Source organism: Prochlorococcus sp. MIT 1300 (assembly GCF_034092375.1).
GTDB lineage: Bacteria > Cyanobacteriota > Cyanobacteriia > PCC-6307 > Cyanobiaceae > MIT-1300.
The window spans coordinates 1,635,061-1,654,570 of the sequence record NZ_CP139302.1 but is presented as its reverse complement, the minus strand read 5'-3'; the positions used below and the strand labels follow the sequence as shown (position 1 = coordinate 1,654,570).

The window sequence follows — 19,510 nt, the reverse complement described above, 5'->3', positions numbered from 1 at the left end:
CTATTAAATAAGATTCAAAGCGTTACAGGATGAGCTTCCTGAATTCCATTAATCGCAAGAATCAACTCAAGCAAATCAGAGGGAATTGGATCGTCAATACTTAAAACCATAACGGCATCTCCTCTAACAATTCGTCGTCCAACCTGCATAGAAGCAATATTCACATTGTGCTGACCCAATAAAGACCCTAATTGACCAATAATGCCAGGCATATCCCTATGCCTGGTAAACAACATATGTCTACTTGGAGAAACATTTACTGGAAACTCATCAATAGTAGTTATTCGCAAGTCACCATCAGCAAAAACCGCACCTGTCACACTGTGCCCTCCCTGAATACCTCTAACTGTGAGTTGCATTGAACCACCTGCAAAATCTCTACTCGCATCATCTTTAACCTCAACGACATGAACACCTCGACCCTTGGCTTCCAAAGATGCATTTACATAATTAATGCGGTCACCCAATGCAGAAGTTAACAAGCCCTTAATTGTTGCAACTACAAGTGGCTGTGAAGGATGCTGAGCGAATTCTCCTTGTAAACGAACTTCCAATTCTTGGACCTGCCCAGCACAAAGTTGACTTATAAGAATTCCCAGCGTTTCAGCCAATTGCAAATGAGGCTTAAGGCGCTCCATGATTTCCGCACTTAATCCCGGGATATTTACTGCACTTCTTGCTGGCAATCCCAAAAGCACATCACGGATTTGCTCAGCGACATCAACAGCAACATTGACCTGTGCTTCCTCAGTAGATGCACCTAAATGAGGTGTAAGAATCAATCTCTCGCTGAGAGTTCTTAAAGGTGATTCAAGGTTTAAAGGTTCGTTGGCGTAAACATCTAACGCAGCACCAGCTATAACGCCTGACTCCAAGGCAACAGCCAAAGCAGACTCATCAATAATGCCTCCTCTTGCACAATTCACCAATCTTGCAGAAGGCTTCATCGTGGACAACAAAGCTGCATTAACCAAATTCTCTGTATCAGGAGTGCGAGGGAGATGCAGTGTTACGTAATCAGCCTGCTTAAAAAGAACTTCTATTGAAGTTGGCTTCACTTGCATCTGTTGGGCACGATCTGCGGAGATAAAAGGGTCGTAAGCAATTACATCCATACCCATTGCCGAAGCAACTCTTGCAACATGCGAACCAATTTTTCCCAGACCCACCACACCAAGGACCTTCTTATAAAGCTCATTACCTACATATTTCTTTCTATCCCAACCTCCAGCCATTGTGCTGGCATGGGCCTGGGGCACATGCCTAGACAATGCAAGAAGTAATGCAAGAGCATGTTCAGCGGCAGCGATTGTATTTCCACCAGGAGAATTAACTACAAGGACACCTCTCTGAGTAGCCGCAGGCACATCAACATTGTCAACTCCAACCCCTGCTCTACCAATTATGCGAAGCTTTTCTGCAGCCTCTATTACAGATGAAGTGACTTGAGTCCCAGAACGGATCATCAAAGCGTCATAGTCACCAATGATGGACTTAAGCTCATCTTCCGGGAGACCAATACGCTGATCGACCTGTGCAACTTGACTGAGAATATCGATTCCCGTTTGGTCAATGGGATCAGAAACCAGAACTTTCGTCATCAAAGGCGCAAGACTTGCCAAAGGAACTGTAGGGAGCTATTCAGCCTTAGCTTTTTTCCTAACGGTAAGGATGCTGAATTCACACAATTGAGGAATTAATCTTGCCAATTTGCGTCGTAGTGCTACCCAATCAGACAACAGCTCAGAAGCTGTTTGACAATCTCCTTGAAGCCACAACACCTTTAAACAAATGCAAATTAATTAGGCCTTCTCAACAAGATAGGGTGGAAGAATCAACAGATCTCAAGGAGATCAATCCATCAACACAACTTGAGGTTGTTGAAATAAATGCAATTAGCTTGCTAAATCCAAAGTTGTCTCGAAAGCAACGCCAGAAGACTATGGCTGTTTGGCTTATGCCTTTTGGATTCTTGGCGGGGCTAATTTTCAGCCAAATGACAGGTCTAAAAACATTCACAAATCTTGGCCTTCCTTCCTGGGGAGAATCAATTTTTGGGAGCCTCCTAGGCATGGCCTCCGGCTGGCTGGGCAGTTACGCAGGAGCTATAAGCGTCAATACTGCCAATGAAGATGATTTGCGCAGTCTTCGCCAAAGGAATGAAAGAGGCGAGTGGCTGCTGTTTTTAGAAACTCCGGTAGGAGTTGAGCTCCCTTGGCGACTTGTTCAGGAGGCAGAGCCTCTCGAAGTTGTAGGCCTTAGTGATACGTGAACTTGCCCAAGAAGGAGCTTTTAAAGGGCTGCAAGGATTTAAAAGGAATGGAAGGGATTGTTGCCCAGGCAGAAAAGGTACTAAATACCTGGCAACCTATCTGGAGCGAATTTATTCCTGCGCCTCTTAGAGAAGAAGCACTGAGAAAATTCTCTACCCTTTGCGAACTTAATTGGCATGCTTATGGAGGGCATCCTGCAGCCGAACGTCAAAGATTGCTATGTAGTCGAGAGGAAAATAAAACTATTTTCCAGGAAGTAGAAAAACAAGCACCTATTGCAGGTCTGTTGATTAAAGGCAATTTTCTCTTCGACAATCCAACCTCAAAGGACTTCAGAGCCTCCTTGGAAAACATGGGATGCCCACCTGGTGAGTTAGGCGACATCTGGGTCATTGGTGACAGAGGCGCTCAAGCTATTTGCACTCCAGAGGCAGGAGTAATGCTGCATCAAAAAATAGGAATGATCAGAGATGTACAAATTTCATTCGAAGGCGTGGAGTTGGAGCAATTAAGTTTGCCTTCAAAACGTTTAAGTAAAAAGCTAACAACTATAGAAGCTTCCTTAAGAGTCGACTCAATCGCCTCAGCAGGATTTGGACTTTCCCGAGGAAAGATAGTTAACCAAATCAAGGCTGGGTCCCTAAGACTGAACTGGAACCCAATCAAGCAACCTAGCCAAAACGTTGAAATCGGTGACCGTCTACAACTTGATGGACGCGGCACAGTCGAAGTGCTCTGTTTCGAAACAACCAAACGTCAAAGGTGGCGAGTTGAATTGCTACGCAACTAAACAACGCTTCGAGGCGAGCTGCTAATTTCAGTTGCAGATATTCAGTCTTATAACCTGGACCGATTGATCTTTTTAGGGCGATTAGCTCAGAGGTAGAGCACTACCTTGACACGGTAGGAGTCACTGGTTCGATTCCAGTATCGCCCATTAAGCCAAGCAAGAACGCCAAGCCAGGGGGCCTGCACAAAACCTCCTGAGGGGGGGGGCAAAACCCCTTCGAGTACCAAATCAAAAAAGTGAGCGCAATGCAGCTCATCAGTTTTTTTGAGCTACTAAAACCATTACGAGTAATCAAATATTCGATCAAGCTGTATTCCCATATTTCGTCCTCAAGTTTCCTTAAATTGAAAACCACTTCGTTGCTCCAAACGGACAGTGCTGACTAGTAAGTTTCTAGCCTGACTTTGAAAAAACCAAAAAAGTCAGAAAAGTTGCGAGGGGGAAGTCAGTATTTATTCAAAAACTGCTTTTGAAGACAAATCCGAGCAAACATTCAAACTCTTGAAGTTAATTTGAAAAATGATTATTCTCCCTAATAAGGAGTTAACGTACAAATTAGAAATTAAAAGCCTTTGATATCAACTTTTTTAATCATTGGCCTTGGCCGATCAGGGATTGGAGCCGCAAGGCTTCTTAACCATCAAGGTCACAAAGTTGTAGTACTAGAGGAATCCAAAGAAACCTCACTAAAAGCTATCGCTGAAGAGCTATCTCTAGAAGGGATAGAGGTGAGGCTTGGCACGCAACTTACAATTCCAAATTCTACTCCTTGGTTAAACAATACTCAATCAATAATCATCAGTCCAGGGGTTCATTGGGATCACCCTACCCTTGTTAGCCTTAGGGAGAAAGGAGTGTGTATTAAAAGTGAAGTGACTCTCGCATGGGAGCATCTAAATCATCATCCTTGGATAGGAATAACAGGAACAAATGGGAAAACGACTGTAACTCATTTACTAAATCATATTTTAAAAGCAAATGGTATAGCTGCAATTATGGGAGGAAATATGGGCAATCCTGCTTGCGAAATTGCACTTAAATCGTTAGCTTCAAAGACTAAAGAGTTAAAAGATCTTGAGTGGCTTGTAATGGAACTAAGTAGCTATCAAATCGAAGCTTCACCTCAAATATATCCACAAATTGGAATTTGGACCAATATAACCCCTGATCATCTTGAAAGACATAAGACCTTTCAAAGATATCGAGACATCAAAAAGGGGCTTCTTGAGAGATCTACAATAAGAATACTAAACGGAGATGACCCGGAGCTAGTTAAACAAGCGCAGGCATGGAATAAATGTATTTGGATTAGCACAAAGGGACCTGATAGACAAAAATATCCTGCAGATATCTGGATCAATGAAAACGATATAGTCGTTGCGAAGGGGGAAAAGCTTTTTCACACCTCAAATTTTTCTCTCCCTGGACAACACAACCTTCAAAATCTACTTTTAGCTACCGCCGCTGCCCTGCAAGTAGGCATAAAACCCGAGGAGATTGCGGAAAGCCTTAATAGCTTTAGCGGGGTAAAACATCGACTAGAGTATATAGGCAATATGCATAACTTATTAATATTCAATGACAGCAAGGCAACTAATTTTGATGCATCAATTGTGGGAATAGATGCTATTCAAGAACCAGCAATAGTTGTATGTGGTGGCAGAGTTAAGAAAGGTATAAGTCCCAGCGATTGGGCAAAAAAGATTCAGGAAAAGGCGTGCGGAATAGTGCTTTTCGGCGAAGCCGCAAATGAATTAAAAAATGTACTTGCTAATTCAGGGTTTACTGGAGAACTCTTGTGCTGCTTAGAATTAACCGAAGCAGTGCGCAAGGCAAGAGAACTAACTCAAAGATTAAATGCTAAAAGTCTAATTTTATCTCCTGCTTGCTCTAGCTTTGACCAATACAAGAGTTACGAAGAAAGAGGAGATCACTTTAAGAGCCTTATAAAACAAATGCTGGAAGAATAAATACTTAAAGGATACAAAGGAAACTTAAACTTCTTTACTTTGCTTTTTACAAAGCAAAAGGCAATGAGATCAGATCTGAACTTATAAAAAACACCAAAAGTTTACCGAGGGAATAATAAATATTTGTGCACTAATTCAACCCCCCCCCTACTTTACTTCACTGGTATCGTGACAGGTTGACCCTGACTCCCCGCATAAAAAATGTGCAAAATAGCGTCTTGTTTACCAATATTTTCGCAATAATGCGGTACATCTCCTGCTGTAGTTGGGAAGCTGTCTCCTGAGGAAACTCTTAGTGTTTTATCTGCCTTTACGACACATTCAAGATCACCCTTAATCACATGAGCAATACCAGGTTGAGGATGAGTGTGCACAGGTGTCCTAAAACCACTAGGAGCAATTATCCTTAGCAATGTAATTTCAGCCTGACCTTTGGGATAAGCATAGATATCACCATTCCACGAGGCAGTAGCAGACACCAATGTTTCTACAACAGGTTTCTTCATTTCAGAAGATGGCTTCTGAAGAAGACAACCAAAAAGGCCTATCGAAGATAAAAGGGTAATCACAGCTGGCCAAGAAGCTCTATTCATAGAATTAGATTGGACATATATGAATTGATTCTAATCATTGTCTTCAGAATCCCTCAAAAAAAATCTAAAAGGAATTAAGGAATATTCTTTTAACTAGCTGTGGATTTTCCTTTAAGGCTTATTTACCAACTCAATTAGTTAAGTACCAACACCATTTTGCTCTAAACCATTATTAGGTTGACTAATTAGGTTGATTGAGATCTTGGCTTAACCGATCAGGAGCATTGTCAGCTGGAGTTTCTTGTTGACCAATTGTTTCCTGTAACTGCTGGACTACAGGAGTTGGCTCTGCCACAGGAGTTGGCTCTGCTACAGGAGTTGGCTCTGCCACAGGAGTTGGCTCTGCCACAGGAGTTGGCTCTGCTACAGGAGTTGGCTCTGCTACAGGAGTTGGCTCTGCTACAGGAGTTGGCTCTGCTACAGGAGTTGGCTCTGCTACAGGAGTTGGCTCTGCCACAGGAGTTGGCTCTGCCACAGGAGTTGGCTCTGCCACAGGAGTTGGCTCTGCCACAGGAGTTGGCTCTGCTACAGGAGTTGGCTCTGCTATGGGAGTTGAGTTCGATAAAGATTTACCTCCCTCAGTGTTACCTGTTAATTCCTTAATAAACTCCTCGGCCGCTAGATATAACTTGGCAAGATTTGCAAATAACTCCTTTAAATTTTTCCAGATTTCGCCTAAGAGCAATTTAATTGCATTAGCCTTCTCACCTTTATTAGTCATCAATACCCAAGCTGAACCAGCCAAGGGGATCCCGAGGAGGAGTAGAAGAAGAAAAAAGAAAGTAATCAAACCAGCGACTAGAGACTCTTATGTGTTGCAGTTTAGTCCAAACACGAGCTCCTGTAGGACTCTTTAGGCCGATTAACCATTGACACATCGGAATCAAATCCGAATCTGACTCGACCCGCTGTTGGACGTCTTAGATGAGCGAGACTAAAAAAAATTAGGTATCTTTCAAACAATTAAAATGTCAACTGATGGGCATTAAGTGGTCATTCAAGGAAAGGTATCTTGAAAATTACAAGCTGGTAGATGCTGTTTTAGAAGAAGTTCAAAAGAAGATATGCAATTCTTTCGCTGAAAACCCTAACACCGAAATAACACTTGAACCCAAGCCAGAAAAAGAATCTGATCCGCAAGTAAGTCAAGCAGAACTCTTAACTCTTGAGGATGAATACTCTAACGAAAAAGAAAATAAGTTTGATGAAATTAGCAACCTAAGAAATGATGCAAGTAGCGAAGATGAAAACATAAATAATCATCTAAAAGATGAAATAGCTATTCGCCAAGAAGAAGAAGAAGAATATATGGCAATCCTAAAAGATATAGAAGAAAGAAGCCTGTTCAGCGATCTATACGCCAACCCTCCTGAGATCATTGCGATTACAGAGGACCCTTACAATACGAAGCTAGAAAAAAAACCTTTAATTTCCAACAAGGATTTATCAGATAATATAGTTCCATTACATTCTCAATTGATAAAAATCATAGTTATGGATGGGAAGATAATAGAAGAGAGCTATAAAGCATCGGATGGAACTATTCATTGTATAAAGGGACTTTCAAAGGAACTTTAGCCATGAGTAGAACGAAGGCAGCAAATCGAGGCAAAGAAGAAACAAGGAGTATAATTTAACTTGGAGTAAATGATTTGTTAAAACTGACTAGGCTTATATATATTGCGTTTTAGCCTCTATTTAACTTCTTCTTCTCCAAAGTGGAAAAAATAATTGCGAGTCCTATTTAGAGGAAACCTGATACAAGCTATACTAACCATCTGCGAGGTTAAATTTAATGAATATTTAACCTATTTTAGCAATCGACATGAGCCACGCTAATATTTTCAAAGAGTTCATCAAAGGACTGATCTCATAGGATTTTTAAAAGACACTTGCTCGTCAAACAAGAAAGAAATTCAGAAAGAACATGTTTTCAATTTAAAGAGAAAGGCCTAATTATTAATCTATTTTGCTCTTTTCAACTTCTATCGATACAGCAGATTATAAAGATCTTAAAATAATAAAGGCAGCTTGATGTAAGCATAAAGTTAAAAAATATCAATTTGTGCTTATCCAGATGGTTTTAAATCCTAAGCATAGAGTTTAGGTAGAGATTAGGAGGCCAGGCGATGGGGATTTACGTTAAATGGAAATCGCAAAAGCAGTCATCTGTTTAACCAAGTAACAGGGAATGCTATTAGGAGGTTAAACACCTCTATTGCGATAGGTTTTGTTGGATATTTACTAACTATTCGAAAACAATTAAATCTATAAGTGGGAAAGCTACGCAACCGCCAAGACACTTTGTCCCCTTCAGCTATTCAACACAGGCCAGAAGCAAGGTCAAAAAAACAAGAATCTCAGCGGATAGAAGCCAGGGAGGACGCCTAAAGGGCCACAACTACGTCAAACCCACACTTTGGCATCCCACCCGTTACATTTTGTCAGAATTCATTTCAGGGCGGCCTTAGGTGATTCCAGAAACAAGGTTTCAGCAGTTCAAATCAATCCCTCCAACTCATTTCAAGCCGATTATTGCCGTAACGATGGCAACAAGTCGACAAGGTCAAGGTGTTGTTCAACATCTTTCTAAAAATGGTGAATTCCAAATTCGAGCAATTACAAGAAACCCATTTAGCAAAACTGCATTAGAAATGTCTGTTTTGCCAAACGTAGAAATTGTTCAAGGAGATTTGCTGGATAAAAAAAGTCTGTTAGAAGCTTTTCATGGGGCATACGGAATTTTTGGCAACACAACTCCTACTAAAGGCTGGATACTTGGCCGCGGCAGCATGGTTAGCAATTATGAACTGGCTCAAGGAAGAAATTTAATTGATGCAATAAAAGAAATCGAATCTTATGGATTCCTCAAGCACTTTATTTTTAGCTCTATATGTAAACCAAAAGACCCATTAAAAAACAATCCTGCTCCAGGGCATTTCGCAACAAAGTGGGCTATAGAAGAATATATTGGCCTTAAAGAGCTACAAGGAATAACTACTATTCTTAGGCCAGTAAGCTATTTTGAGAACTTTAATACTAATTTACCTGGTATTCAAATCTCCAAAAATATTTTTCCAGGTATATTAAATGCCAAGACTCCATGGCAGACAATCGCAGTAAAAGATATTGGACTTTGGGCATTGGCTGCCATCAAAAACCCTGAAAGGTTATTGGGCAAATCACTAAATATAGCTGGAGAAGAAATGACAGGTGAACAAATGGCAAGCTTGTTAGATAACATACTAAGGTTAAAAGATAAAACAGTTAATTACTTCATGATTCCACGCCCTTTTATTAATTTACTGGAACATGATATAGCAATAATGGCAGATTGGATAGAGAGAACAGGTTACGGAGTAGACATGGCTAAAATAAAGACACTTTCAACAGAATTGGGCATAAGAATGACCTCACTAGAGCAATGGCTAGAGGGTAACGTTAGCCTAATACCACCTCAAGTAAATAAAACTATACCTAACTCTCAAAAAGTACTTAAACCAATAATAGCGTCCTAATAGCAATCAATAAACTACGCTTTATTTTTACAAGTAGAATATACTATTAGCATTCTTATACTGTTTAAAATAACCATTACTAGATTAGTAATTAATAAACAAAATATTAGCCAATAGTCTTGCTGGGCATCTTGCCAAGTCCTCGAGATCATATAAAGATCAACTACCTTTTCAAAATTCAGTTTCATCTAGAAAATATGACTTAAAAGACTTGTACTAAAGCTATTCTCAATTGGAAACCAATCAGGTTTATCCGAAGCCAAATAGCAAAGAGCCGCCTGGCGTCACACTTCGCAACAATCTGCGTTATACTTCTTAACAAGCCGGCCCAGTCGGCTTCTCACATATTTATCAGTCTCTATTAAAGGCTCTTCTGATGAAGCAACCTCAAAAAACTAAAACTGTTGTCGAGCCTGAAAAGCTCATAGCAGAACGCATCAATGGATGGGCCGCAATGCTTGGCTTCTTTGCAGCTATTGGCGCCTACTTGACCACAGGGCAAATCATTCCTGGTGTTGTATAAATCTGAATTATGACATCTTCTTCTTATACAACGACGGAAGACGGCAACCGTCAAAACATGTTTGCTTCTGAAGTCAGACTTCAGCCAGTAGAAAACTACAAGGGCTATTCCAAAGAAGCAGAACTCGCCAATGGTCGCTGGGCAATGATTGGTTTTATTGCACTAATCGGAGCCTATGTAACCACTGGGAACATAGTCCCTGGAATCTTCTAATGAACAACAACTATTGGAAGAATGCTGAACTAATTAATGCTCGTCTAGCCATGATTGGCCTAGTAGCTTTAACCATAAATTATGGTTTTTTTGGTTGGATTATTCCGGGCTTCTTTTAAACAAACACATCACTCACTAAATCAATGAACGAAAACGCTGAACTTCAGAATGGCCGCTGGGCAATGATTGGCATTTTTGCCGCGATTGGAACCTACGCCTTCACTGGTCAAATCATTCCTGGTATTTTCTAACAAGGTTATTGACACAAAAAGGCCCCTCATACTAAGTATGAGGGGCCTTTTTGTGTCAATAAATCAAAGCTACCCGAAAGGCCATTATCAATAGTAATTTCAATCCATCAGATTATCTTACTCTCAAATCTATAGGCCAATTCCTCTAGTCATTAAGGTAGCCAAAAAGGGAATGGATGCAAAACCTACAAGCTCTATATTAATTATTATTCTTAGTCTTGAAGCAAGTTTTTCACTAACCTCAGGTAACTTGCCCTTGCTTAATGGGAGTGCCCAAAGTATATAAGTGATAGTTGGATAAAGTGATAGCAAGCCAACGACAATGAAAAGTCCGACCTTAAACCAAAAGAGTGGATTATGTGTATAAAAATCTCCACCTTGACCAAAATACTTTACCCTCAAAATCCCACTAACCAAAAGCGCTATCCCAGCAAGGCCATAAATAACATCAGCAAAAACCATTGAAATAGCCTCCTCACGGTTAGGAGCGGCCTTTAGACGTATTCTCTCAAAGACTAAAGCCCCAAAACAAAGCATGAAGCTGACATAATGTATATAAGCAACTCCTGCACTTGTAATTAAATTAGGAGAGGTAATAGGAGCAACAGCCATTGAAAGCAAAGGAAGGTTAAGCGACATTAGCTAAGATTCTATGAAAAGTATACTTTTATCTGAATTGGAGAAAATAATTCTTTTCAGATAAAAAGTTATTAAAATTACATAGGTAATTGGAGTCTAATTCACCTAATAATTAAAAAAACTCCTGGAGCGAATAGGGCAAAAGCCAATATTGTTTGTAAGCTGTTTTATTGCAAAAGACAGTGGAATACCACTTCTCAAATAAAAATGTATCAATTCTTGCTGGCTATAGTCCCAACCACTTAATTTCAAGTTTTCCTTAATATTTACCCAGTCTCCCTCAACAAAAACTTCCCTCTTAGGCCGTCGATAGGAAGTGTTCAGGAACCTCTTAGAGGCATGAGAGCTTAATTTTCTGGCCATAAGTCTTGGCCCAAGTACAATAGTGATATAGCAAACAGTGAAATATAAAAAAGTAATTGTTGGCTTTTCCTTTTATTCGATCCTAATGACAAGCCAAATTGAGCTTTGTCAACTAGTTAGCTAGTCGTCTTTTTGAAGCAGGTAGCAATTTCGCCTTCTTTTTTGAATTAGAGGGTATTTCCTTTGGGAGATCAGGTCGCTTCCCATCCAAAATATCTCCCAAAGTACGAAAACTTTCTGCATAACACCAAAAATCCTCTATAGCCTTAAACCCATCAAGAAAAAATCTGCTGAAATTTGCTTGCAACGACCAACGCTCCTCATTCCTTCTATATTGCTCTGTATTGTTCATCTCTGAAAAAAAGAAACTTGCTCTTTCATGCCTTAGGCACTCTTCTTCGGTTTCAAAAAGCGCGCCGTCCTTGGCTTGCCAAACCTGCTTAACCATTGAATTGTCTGAATCATTACCAACTAATAGTAAGCACAATGAAGGTTTGATTACAATTCTTTCTCAAAAGCAAGGCAAATGACACTACTTACTTTCATTGCAGAACCCAAGGGTGGGGTTGACCCATCATCACCACTAGGAATATTCATAATTGTGATTGGACTGGTATTCACAATCGGTTTACCTCTTTTACTAATTACTCAAGGCAAAAAAAAAGATAAATGAATTGCCACAAGGTGACTTGCGGCAAATTGGCCCAAAGAACAAGCATTTTATCTGTTAAGATGATGAAAAGAAATTATTTGTCCAGGCTTTAAACCTGTCGCTTAAAACTAATCAAATCCCCTTTTCAACAGTGCTAGTACTAGTTCCAGCGACTATTCTTATTATTTTGCTTCAATTATATTTCTTAAGCTCAATGATAAAAAACAACAGAGGCGAGAGACTTTTCTTCAACAAAACTCGACTTTATGCTATTCAACTTCGCCTCGAGAAGCTTTTCAGCGCAATTCATACTCGCAAAGACTAGAAAATATCCTTAAGGGAATAATTTAGCCATCGCAAAAAATTTAATGGGTTTAACAGTTCAATAACTGTGTTACTAGTGATTCTCAGCCCGCTTGGGACTTCTTGCTTTAATCTCTGAACATTAGGGGGAAAGGTTATCTCCAAGGAATCAAGGCTTTGCAATTCATGGGCAAAAAACCAACTAATAGAGCCATCACCTAACTGAACAACATATCCAATACCTTGCCCATCAGTAATCTTGTAGTTCAAGCAAATCCCCAAGGGATCGTCAGAAAGCAGTTTTAATAACTTCGCAGGCAATCGATCTCCAACTTCCTCAGGCAGGATTCTTACCGTAGTTCCAATTTTTAAATTAATTGGCTCGAACATTTTCTCAAACTCACGGACTAGTGAAAACGAAGGCTAACCTCAGCGAAGAAACCCAAGCGCTAGGCAATTGTACTTAGTATAAGTGCTTATGAGCAAAAATACGAATCAGGCTCAAGCTTGCTAGCCCCGTTTTGTTTGAAAAAGGTCAGTTGCAGTAACCACCTTTCTCCTTGAAGAAGCTTTCGGCGAAGAGACTTCAGAGGTGGTTCTGTTAATAGGCCTGATATCAATTTTCTTATTTTCTGGAGATGACTTAATTTTATTGCTTGCAAGAGATCTACCCATCTGGGCATCTTTAGAGATACTCTGTTGGTCAATCGACATGGGGGCAGGGCCGTTCACTTCACTCACTTCTGAGAGAACATCAGGCGCCACTTCCTTTTGAGTTGATGAGACGTCAGGGCTTAAGCTTGAAGAAGATATAATTGGTAAGTGTTTTGCATGAATGATATATAACGGAGCAAGGCCAAGAATTATACTAACAAAAAGTATCAATACTATGCCTGTAAGCAAATCAGTTATTGGCTTCCAAAATAAAGATACTTTAGCAATCTGTGCAGATCGAGATGTATTCGTGGACAAATCAGAGTCTGAACTCCAATCTATAAATATGTCATTAGTAAGCCACCCTTTATTTGCAGAGCGGTATGGGGATTCAGTAGTAGCAAAATCTACAATCTCTTGGATCCTTTCGCTGGGCACTGCATCACCTTACAAACTCTTTCTATTCAAGCACCAAAAGGTAACTTGAAATTGAATCCAGAATAGTTAGCCAAGAAAAATTATTCCCCGAGGGACCGCCATAGAATTACTTCACGAGGAAAGCCGAGGTCGTGATCAATAAAATCGCAGCAAGCACTCCCATCAAAGCAATAGTTAAAATTTTGCCTGTATCTAGATAAACAGAAACCTTTAACAACTCTTGTCTTCCTTCTCTCTTCTTTTCAGAAACTGTTTTTGGCTTCTGCATTAACTGGCCTGCACTTCTTCTGACATTTTTTTGTCCCACTGCTTTCTTCTCAGCCGCTAGCTTCCGGTCTGCAACTGCTTTCTTCTCAGCCGCTAGCTTCCGGTCTGCAACTGCCTTCTTCTCCGCCGCTGCTTTCTGATCAGCCGCAGCTTTCTTATCTGCCGCAGCCTTCTTCTCAGCCGCAGCCTTCTTCTCAGCCGCTGCTTTCTTCTCAGTCGCAGCCTTCTTATCCGCCGCAGCTTTCTTCTCAGCCGCTAGCTTCCGGTCTGCAACTGCCTTCTTCTCCGCCGCTGCTTTCTGATCAGCCGCAGCTTTCTTATCTGCCGCAGCCTTCTTATCTGCCGCTGCCTTCTTCTCCGCCGCTGCTTTCTTCTCAGTCGCAGCCTTCTTATCCGCCGCAGCTTTCTTCTCCGCCGCAGACTTCTTCTCAGCCGCAGCCTTCTTCTCAGCCGCTGCTTTCTTCTCAGTCGCAGCCTTCTTATCCGCCGCTGCTTTCTTCTCCGCCGCAGCCTTCTTATCTGCCGCAGCCTTCTTATCTGCCGCTGCCTTCTTCTCCGCCGCTGCTTTCTTCTCAGTCGCAGCCTTCTTCTCCGCCGCAGCCTTCTTCTCCGCCGCTGCTTTCTTCTCAGTCGCAGCCTTCTTCTCCGCCGCAGCCTTCTTCTCAGCCGCTGCCTTCTTCTCAGCCGCAGCCTTCTTCTCAGTCGCAGCCTTCTTCTCAGCCGCTAGCTTCCGGTCTGCCGCTGCCTTCTTATCTGCCGCAGCCTTCTTATCCGCCGCAGCCTTCTTATCTGCCGCTGCCTTCTTATCTGCCGCAGCCTTCTTATCTGCCGCTGCCTTCTTCTCAGCCGCAGCCTTCTTCTCAGCCGCAGCCTTCTTCTCAGTCGCAGCCTTCTTCTCAGCCGCTAGCTTCCGGTCTGCCGCAGCCTTCTTATCTGCCGCGGCTTTCTTATCAGCCGCTAGCTTCCGGTCTGCCGCTGCTTTCTTCTCTGCCACTTTTTGAACAACCAATATCAATTTATTCAAGCACCCTTGATATCGATGTATGTCAGAACAGAGAGTTTTTGAAAAGCTTGGTCAAAGGTTTTCAAAATAGTTTTTGCTAAACAACCTTTCTGATCCACGAAATTGAGTGATACCTAACCACATGCATATGAACCACGTAACAAGATCTAAACGTTGGGATTGAAAAATCGGATTTCAGATGAGATAGAGAGCAGCTTTTTCTCTGTTCGACAGTCGCATTGATACGCTTGCACTAATTGATGGGATGCAAATGTTCAAGGTCCGTTCATATTCGCAAACTACCTCGACAAGCTGAATACAAGGGGTGAATGCTTCACAAGCAAAAATTACCCGAACTCCCCATCCCTATTCAAAACAAAAAGTCGGTTCCACTAATAAAAAAGGCCAACAAGCAAAAATGCTTGTTGGCCAATATTGTATGGACCGTAAATCCGCTTCTAATTAAAGGGTTGCTGGAGAGAAGTAAACCTCTAGCTTTCGCCTTCTGGAATCAAACGGAAACCTTTGCGGCCCATTTTGATTTCAAAATTATCTCCAGGCTTAAGGTCCAGAAGAGCTGTGTAGGCCTTACCAATCAAGAGGTTGCCATTGCCTTGAACAGTAGCAACGTAGCTCAGTTTTCTTCCACCTTTGCCAATTCCAGCAGAGCTTTCAGCGGCAAGATTTACTCCTTTCGCTTCAAGCAGTGCCTCATAAAAAGCTGTGAAGTTAAGGCGTTCCCCGCCTCCCTTCTTTGTGGATACATATCCACATGCCTTGACAAGATCAGACTTGGAGACATCGCCTAAGTCTTTGACCTTGGCTAATAGTTCCTTACCAGTGAGCATGGTAAATAATTTATCGACATTTCAGATTAACTTATATATTAGAAGCCGTCCACATATCCGGCTAAATGTGTATGGATCTTTAAATAGTCAGCTAGAAGAACTCTCCGTGAGGAGGGAAAGGAATAACCCTTCTTTTTCCGTGTTCAATGCCCCTCTACAAGCTAATTAAGCGAGGATGATCAGAGTTCAACGCCCCTGAAAAGACATCCAAGGACTTAAAAAGATGAAGCAAAGCAGAAAGGAGGATTCGTCCCATATTTTCCTTTTGGGCTGCTAGGACAAAGTTAAAATTGAGTCTGAGTAGCAAATTGGCTTAAGAAAATTTGCCAAATACTTCTTGGAAGCACTTCCTCCAAAAGCTATAAGCCTCGGAAGACAAATCAATCTGCAAATGGGTATTAGGAAGCTCCAGTCAAAGGCTGAGTTTCTCCTAAGGAATACCGCCTGCATGCAGCCTTGAATCTCTCTAGCCAAAGCCTCCCAATAGAAAGCTGTACTTATTTAGGTGCTCTGTGCTGATGTCTCAGCCCTCAAGAATCATTCGACTCGCTGGGGCTGCATCTATTGACTCTTTAGTGGCATAAATGGGTTCAACCTTTCAAAGGCATCTAATGTCGTCAACTAAATATCCAATCCGAGCATCAAAGCGACTCTGAATCCTTCAGGGATATACGAGTACAAACTCGTATATCAATATTTGGGCTCCAGGTTTATCCCCAAGGTTTTAGCCCATTTAATGGATTCACCAATAAAAGCTCAATCACAAATCCAGTAAGTGCCGTAGGGAACACCCAAACTGCCAAAAACCTTATGCCAAAGAATCTCATAGGACTAGTCCCTTCAAAAGCCCTATGTACTGCAGTCCATATAGTTTCTGGACCAACAACCAAAAACGTCACACTCTTCTTATCAACAAAAGAAACCTGACTTCTTGCATAGAAGAAGGTTCTGGCAAGAACAACAATTGGGAACCACCAAATAACAAACAGCAATAAATTGAACACCTTCAAAAACCTCTGATTTGGGCATTTAACAGAAGCCTCGACGATCAAACCATAGACAGTGGAAATAGTGATTGAAGGAAGATTCAAAGGAATCGAATCTGCTTCTAAGCTTTTTAATACAGGTCCCAGCGCCTGATCAGGCTGTATATCACCAGAAAGGGTTTTACCCCCTACAGAAGCTTTGCCCATCTAATTCCAAGCAATATATTGGGACATCTTATTGGAAAACTTTTTAGAGACTAAGGCTATTTACCTACATCCTAACGAACTAATTGTTACTGCAGTCTTGAAAACTTCTTCCAAAAAGATGTAACCTTTCTCACATATATGCAGCCTTTTAATATACATTAATAAAAAGGCTCCAATCAGTAAACCCTGCGTCGATCTAGTTAAGCAAAAACGGTTTCACTTTTAGGGTGGTCAAACTTATAGCTCACCGTTGTTTTTTGTGATTACTCACCTCTAGGGTGAAAAGACTCCAAGCTAAGCAGCTTCTAGGCCATGCCAATAGATTAATGGTAAAAATTTTCTCAGTAGCTGACCTTGGAGATCAAAACATCTCTTTTAGGCTCAAAAATAAAGAAGTTCTCAGAACTTTCTAATACCCACAGTTGACCTAAATTTTTTTTAAAATATTCATAATTCTAAATTCCCTAGCGAATGCTGCCACCATTTAGCCTATATTCAGGCGCATATATAGGACTATTTTTAATTTCTATCGGAGTCCTCAATGCAATGAGGCTTCAAGCGAAATAAAAGATACTTGGCCTCAAAACTAATTTCAATCAAGCCAGAGCAACGCTAAGGTTGGCAAGAAATATACTTGTTGTTACTGAGCTAGGGGCTAAAAATCTCACTCTAGCTATCACAGACTCAAATGATGCCAAGCTTGCATTATTTACATTTTTAATTAAATGCATTCAACAATTATGGTTATTCAAATATTGATTATTTTAAACCAAATAAGTATAGTTAGTCTAATTCCATGCAAGATGGAACATCTAATACGACTTGCCAATCTGCATAACCAGTTTAGCTAAAACTATTGTCCAAAGTCTACAAGGTTTCTAGCAACATAAGATTTAAATTCTCAGGGAATTGACTTGCTCTAAAAAACTCTGCTACAACCAATTAATAGAAGTAGAGTCATCTTGATCAGTATTTATCCAATGACCGAAGACAAACAGACCGAAAGCCTTTTAAAAAAAGTGGTGAATGGGGAGTAATCATTGGATCAATTTGGATTGGCCTGAACATTTTCATTCCGCTAGCAATATTACGTATTCCAGCAGTTCAAAAATACTTAGTGGCAGTTGAAGGCAAGTTACCTTTTGATATGCCCGGGATTGGGTAAATCAGTTTAAAGCGTACTTTCTTGCCGCAACTAGCTTTAGCAAGTTTACCAACAGATATCAGTGGTTCATCAACAATCGGAACTATATTAGACATTGTTTTACGATTGGACCTAACAAAAGATCTACAATCTATCCCTAAGGAAGCTCCTAACCAGAAACTGTCTGATCTGTTTACCTAATTAAACCTATTTTGTTAAACAGCCTAAATCTGCCTAAGCTGATTAAATGGACAATAAAAAATTAGCTGTCAAAGAGAGGCTGCAATTACTTGTTGACTCACTAGACGGAGCTGAAAAAACTAATGAGAGGCTCTCTAATTGTAAGAGCTCTGAGGAAATGTTAGAGATCCTTCTTGAAGCCTCATCCGATCTTGCACTAGAGCTTACTCGTGAGGACTTGAGCCAAAATCCACCAATTCGTGATTGGATTTGGTGGAAAAACAAAGAAGCTTTGGTGAATTTGGGAGATAACAATCTCCGATACCAAAAAGATAGTTCCGGCAAAACTCGCTGGGATCCATGGACCATTAAATTTTTTAAGTTTTTAAGAATATGGCGCTGATTCAAAAAGCACCCTAATAGGCGAAAAAAATATTAGCTTAAAGTTATTTTGATACTTTAATTGAATTACATGTATTCAAATAAGCTAATAACAATTACTTGGAAGAACTAATAACTATTACCAAGGAAGAATATTTCCATTAGCATGCCAAAATGTACCTGAATTAGTAAGGTTCAAAGAGTCAATTCGAGCAATCAAGCCTTTAACAGATTCCTCAGGGCTAATCCCGCTCGAAGTAAATCCAGTCATCCGCGTAGCCACCAATCCAGGGTGCAAAATAGCCACAGAGATTTCATTAGTTTTTAAGTCAATTGACAAAGACTTTCCAGCCATACATAGAGCCACCTTAGACATTCTATATCCATAGGAACCCCCTGATGTGTTGTCATCTATAGAGCCCATACGGCTTGTCATAAGAGCTATTTTCGAACCTTTTCGCATTTGGCCAAGAAACGCTTGCGTAAAGCATAAAGGACTTAATGCATTAACCTGAAATTGTCTAATAACACTTTCTGGATCAAGCCCTAATAGAGAATTGTATTCTGCTATTCCAGCATTTTGTATCAGCACGTCTATATTGGTTCCCTCTAACTTCTGCTTGAGGTTTAGCACCGATTCTCCTGAACTGACATCAACGTTGGTCTCAACCTTTACCCCAAGAGCGTCTAGCTCAGAAGAGGATGTACGACATGTAGCGATAACATCATCGCCTCTTTGCTTCAATTGTTTACAATACTCAAGTCCGATTCCACGGTTGGACCCTGTGACCAAAACAGTAGCCATTACATTCTCAAAATACTAAATACTTTAAATCAATTAGACTTAATTATAGTGAACAATCCATTTTTATGTCACGGCCCCTATGAAGCATAAGGAGATAAGTTCATAATCGCATAGAGTTTAAGGTCTCTAAAGCTTTTTGAATAGAAAGTCCCGCCATAGCATGAGCCGCAATCCATGCTTGATCGGCCGAAATATTTTCTAGTAGTTCAATTAATTCTTTGGCAGTGTCCTTGTCACCGCCAACTTTCTCAGGGTTTTCCTTAAGCAACTTTATGTTCTTTTGAATTGCAATCTGACCATTGCGTCTAACCATTTGATTATGAAGCTTAGAACGCCAGCTGGTATGGAAGGTTTTTCCATCTATAGACTCATACATAAAGTTCAGTTTAATTTTTTCTTATGTTTAACACAGCTGTCAATGGTCCACAGGGGACTCAATACCTACCTTGAGCCTATTGTTCAATTACTTAATGCATCTATAATGCAAAACATCTACGGAGAAGAGTTAG

22 protein-coding genes and 1 tRNA gene are annotated in these 19,510 nt (G+C 40.7%); 11 read left to right on the top strand and 12 right to left on the bottom strand.

The window, feature by feature from the left end:
• Positions 1-14: 14 nt before the first annotated feature.
• Positions 15-1,601 (bottom strand): phosphoglycerate dehydrogenase, encoded by a 1,587-nt coding sequence (gene serA, locus SOI83_RS08590; RefSeq protein WP_320676256.1) that lies wholly within the window; start codon positions 1,599-1,601, stop codon positions 15-17.
• Between the two features lie 101 nt (positions 1,602-1,702).
• Here serA and SOI83_RS08585 point away from each other — a divergent pair, with 101 nt between their 5' ends.
• The 4 genes from SOI83_RS08585 to murD all read left to right on the top strand — a co-directional run bounded on the left by SOI83_RS08585 (position 1,703) and on the right by murD (position 5,033).
• Positions 1,703-2,272, top strand: coding sequence for a hypothetical protein (locus SOI83_RS08585; protein ID WP_320676255.1), 570 nt, complete (start codon positions 1,703-1,705; stop codon positions 2,270-2,272).
• Complete coding sequence (locus SOI83_RS08580; RefSeq protein WP_320676253.1) at positions 2,269-3,063, top strand: photosystem II S4 domain protein; 795 nt, start codon at positions 2,269-2,271, stop codon at positions 3,061-3,063. Before SOI83_RS08585 ends, SOI83_RS08580 begins: the two co-directional genes overlap by 4 nt.
• 75 nt (positions 3,064-3,138) lie before the next feature.
• Positions 3,139-3,210, top strand: a tRNA-Val gene (locus tag SOI83_RS08575).
• A gap of 425 nt (positions 3,211-3,635) precedes the next feature.
• Complete coding sequence (gene murD / locus SOI83_RS08570) at positions 3,636-5,033, top strand: UDP-N-acetylmuramoyl-L-alanine--D-glutamate ligase (RefSeq protein ID WP_320676252.1); 1,398 nt, start codon at positions 3,636-3,638, stop codon at positions 5,031-5,033.
• A 152-nt stretch (positions 5,034-5,185) separates the two neighbouring features.
• Here murD and SOI83_RS08565 read toward each other — a convergent pair whose 3' ends face one another.
• The gene (locus SOI83_RS08565) at positions 5,186-5,626 is read right to left on the bottom strand and encodes a cupin domain-containing protein (protein ID WP_320676251.1); all 441 of its coding nucleotides are present in this window, start codon (positions 5,624-5,626) and stop codon (positions 5,186-5,188) included.
• Between the two features lie 181 nt (positions 5,627-5,807).
• Positions 5,808-6,347 (bottom strand): hypothetical protein, encoded by a 540-nt coding sequence (locus tag SOI83_RS08560; RefSeq protein ID WP_320676250.1) that lies wholly within the window; start codon positions 6,345-6,347, stop codon positions 5,808-5,810.
• Between the two features lie 257 nt (positions 6,348-6,604).
• Between SOI83_RS08560 and SOI83_RS08555 the strand changes: the two genes are divergently transcribed.
• The 5 genes from SOI83_RS08555 (at position 6,605) to SOI83_RS08530 (ending at position 10,131) form a co-directional block, all read left to right on the top strand.
• Positions 6,605-7,204 carry a hypothetical protein gene (locus tag SOI83_RS08555; protein ID WP_320676249.1) on the top strand — a complete coding sequence of 200 codons (600 nt, stop codon included), beginning with the start codon at positions 6,605-6,607 and terminating at the stop codon, positions 7,202-7,204.
• 893 nt (positions 7,205-8,097) lie between these two features.
• Positions 8,098-9,144 (top strand): NmrA/HSCARG family protein, encoded by a 1,047-nt coding sequence (locus tag SOI83_RS08550; RefSeq protein WP_320676248.1) that lies wholly within the window; start codon positions 8,098-8,100, stop codon positions 9,142-9,144.
• 376 nt (positions 9,145-9,520) lie between these two features.
• Positions 9,521-9,667 carry a high light inducible protein gene (locus SOI83_RS08545; RefSeq protein ID WP_320676247.1) on the top strand — a complete coding sequence of 49 codons (147 nt, stop codon included), beginning with the start codon at positions 9,521-9,523 and terminating at the stop codon, positions 9,665-9,667.
• Positions 9,668-9,676: 9 nt separating this feature from the next.
• Positions 9,677-9,880 (top strand): chlorophyll a/b-binding protein, encoded by a 204-nt coding sequence (locus SOI83_RS08540; protein WP_320676246.1) that lies wholly within the window; start codon positions 9,677-9,679, stop codon positions 9,878-9,880.
• A 143-nt stretch (positions 9,881-10,023) separates the two neighbouring features.
• Complete coding sequence (locus tag SOI83_RS08530) at positions 10,024-10,131, top strand: chlorophyll a/b-binding protein (RefSeq protein WP_414153407.1); 108 nt, start codon at positions 10,024-10,026, stop codon at positions 10,129-10,131.
• A gap of 129 nt (positions 10,132-10,260) precedes the next feature.
• Here the strand turns inward: SOI83_RS08530 and SOI83_RS08525 are convergent, their stop codons facing one another.
• On the bottom strand, positions 10,261-10,743 hold the full coding sequence (locus tag SOI83_RS08525) for a DUF2214 family protein (protein ID WP_320677730.1): 483 nt from the start codon (positions 10,741-10,743) through the stop codon (positions 10,261-10,263).
• A gap of 502 nt (positions 10,744-11,245) precedes the next feature.
• A complete protein-coding gene (locus SOI83_RS08520) occupies positions 11,246-11,581 on the bottom strand; it encodes a hypothetical protein (RefSeq protein WP_320676245.1) in 336 nt (111 codons plus the stop codon).
• Between the two features lie 78 nt (positions 11,582-11,659).
• Between SOI83_RS08520 and SOI83_RS08515 the strand changes: the two genes are divergently transcribed.
• Positions 11,660-11,806: a hypothetical protein gene (locus SOI83_RS08515; RefSeq protein ID WP_320676244.1), complete on the top strand. Its 147-nt coding sequence runs from the start codon at positions 11,660-11,662 to the stop codon at positions 11,804-11,806.
• A gap of 300 nt (positions 11,807-12,106) precedes the next feature.
• Here the strand turns inward: SOI83_RS08515 and SOI83_RS08510 are convergent, their stop codons facing one another.
• The 5 genes from SOI83_RS08510 to SOI83_RS08490 form a co-directional block, all read right to left on the bottom strand.
• Positions 12,107-12,478 (bottom strand): DUF2862 domain-containing protein, encoded by a 372-nt coding sequence (locus tag SOI83_RS08510; RefSeq protein WP_320676243.1) that lies wholly within the window; start codon positions 12,476-12,478, stop codon positions 12,107-12,109.
• A gap of 120 nt (positions 12,479-12,598) precedes the next feature.
• Positions 12,599-13,180 (bottom strand): hypothetical protein, encoded by a 582-nt coding sequence (locus tag SOI83_RS08505; RefSeq protein WP_320676242.1) that lies wholly within the window; start codon positions 13,178-13,180, stop codon positions 12,599-12,601.
• Positions 13,181-13,286: 106 nt separating this feature from the next.
• Positions 13,287-14,462 carry a hypothetical protein gene (locus SOI83_RS08500; RefSeq protein ID WP_320676241.1) on the bottom strand — a complete coding sequence of 392 codons (1,176 nt, stop codon included), beginning with the start codon at positions 14,460-14,462 and terminating at the stop codon, positions 13,287-13,289.
• A gap of 479 nt (positions 14,463-14,941) precedes the next feature.
• Entirely contained in the window at positions 14,942-15,298 is a 357-nt protein-coding gene (locus SOI83_RS08495) for an AbrB family transcriptional regulator (RefSeq protein ID WP_320676240.1), read from the bottom strand.
• Between the two features lie 710 nt (positions 15,299-16,008).
• Positions 16,009-16,491 carry a hypothetical protein gene (locus SOI83_RS08490; RefSeq protein WP_320676239.1) on the bottom strand — a complete coding sequence of 161 codons (483 nt, stop codon included), beginning with the start codon at positions 16,489-16,491 and terminating at the stop codon, positions 16,009-16,011.
• 1,391 nt (positions 16,492-17,882) lie between these two features.
• Between SOI83_RS08490 and SOI83_RS08485 the strand changes: the two genes are divergently transcribed.
• A complete protein-coding gene (locus tag SOI83_RS08485; protein ID WP_320676238.1) occupies positions 17,883-18,218 on the top strand; it encodes a hypothetical protein in 336 nt (111 codons plus the stop codon).
• 117 nt (positions 18,219-18,335) lie between these two features.
• Here SOI83_RS08485 and SOI83_RS08480 read toward each other — a convergent pair whose 3' ends face one another.
• Positions 18,336-19,001: an SDR family oxidoreductase gene (locus SOI83_RS08480; RefSeq protein ID WP_320676237.1), complete on the bottom strand. Its 666-nt coding sequence runs from the start codon at positions 18,999-19,001 to the stop codon at positions 18,336-18,338.
• A 100-nt stretch (positions 19,002-19,101) separates the two neighbouring features.
• A complete protein-coding gene (locus SOI83_RS08475; protein ID WP_320676236.1) occupies positions 19,102-19,314 on the bottom strand; it encodes a hypothetical protein in 213 nt (70 codons plus the stop codon).
• Positions 19,315-19,510: the final 196 nt, after the last annotated feature.

Excerpts from the sequence above, each read along its gene's own strand:
- serA (WP_320676256.1), bottom strand. The coding sequence starts at position 1,601 with ATGACGAAAGTTCTGGTTTCTGATCCCATTGACCAAACGGGAATCGAT.
- SOI83_RS08565 (WP_320676251.1), bottom strand. The coding sequence starts at position 5,626 with ATGAATAGAGCTTCTTGGCCAGCTGTGATTACCCTTTTATCTTCGATA.
- SOI83_RS08560 (WP_320676250.1), bottom strand. The coding sequence starts at position 6,347 with ATGACTAATAAAGGTGAGAAGGCTAATGCAATTAAATTGCTCTTAGGC.
- SOI83_RS08555 (WP_320676249.1), top strand. The coding sequence starts at position 6,605 with ATGGGCATTAAGTGGTCATTCAAGGAAAGGTATCTTGAAAATTACAAG.
- SOI83_RS08545 (WP_320676247.1), top strand. The coding sequence starts at position 9,521 with ATGAAGCAACCTCAAAAAACTAAAACTGTTGTCGAGCCTGAAAAGCTC.
- SOI83_RS08540 (WP_320676246.1), top strand. The coding sequence starts at position 9,677 with ATGACATCTTCTTCTTATACAACGACGGAAGACGGCAACCGTCAAAAC.
- SOI83_RS08530 (WP_414153407.1), top strand. The coding sequence starts at position 10,024 with ATGAACGAAAACGCTGAACTTCAGAATGGCCGCTGGGCAATGATTGGC.
- SOI83_RS08525 (WP_320677730.1), bottom strand. The coding sequence starts at position 10,743 with ATGGCTGTTGCTCCTATTACCTCTCCTAATTTAATTACAAGTGCAGGA.
- SOI83_RS08520 (WP_320676245.1), bottom strand. The coding sequence starts at position 11,581 with ATGGTTAAGCAGGTTTGGCAAGCCAAGGACGGCGCGCTTTTTGAAACC.
- SOI83_RS08515 (WP_320676244.1), top strand. The coding sequence starts at position 11,660 with ATGACACTACTTACTTTCATTGCAGAACCCAAGGGTGGGGTTGACCCA.
- SOI83_RS08510 (WP_320676243.1), bottom strand. The coding sequence starts at position 12,478 with ATGTTCGAGCCAATTAATTTAAAAATTGGAACTACGGTAAGAATCCTG.
- SOI83_RS08495 (WP_320676240.1), bottom strand. The coding sequence starts at position 15,298 with ATGCTCACTGGTAAGGAACTATTAGCCAAGGTCAAAGACTTAGGCGAT.
- SOI83_RS08490 (WP_320676239.1), bottom strand. The coding sequence starts at position 16,491 with ATGGGCAAAGCTTCTGTAGGGGGTAAAACCCTTTCTGGTGATATACAG.
- SOI83_RS08485 (WP_320676238.1), top strand. The coding sequence starts at position 17,883 with ATGGACAATAAAAAATTAGCTGTCAAAGAGAGGCTGCAATTACTTGTT.
- SOI83_RS08480 (WP_320676237.1), bottom strand. The coding sequence starts at position 19,001 with ATGGCTACTGTTTTGGTCACAGGGTCCAACCGTGGAATCGGACTTGAG.
- SOI83_RS08475 (WP_320676236.1), bottom strand. The coding sequence starts at position 19,314 with ATGGTTAGACGCAATGGTCAGATTGCAATTCAAAAGAACATAAAGTTG.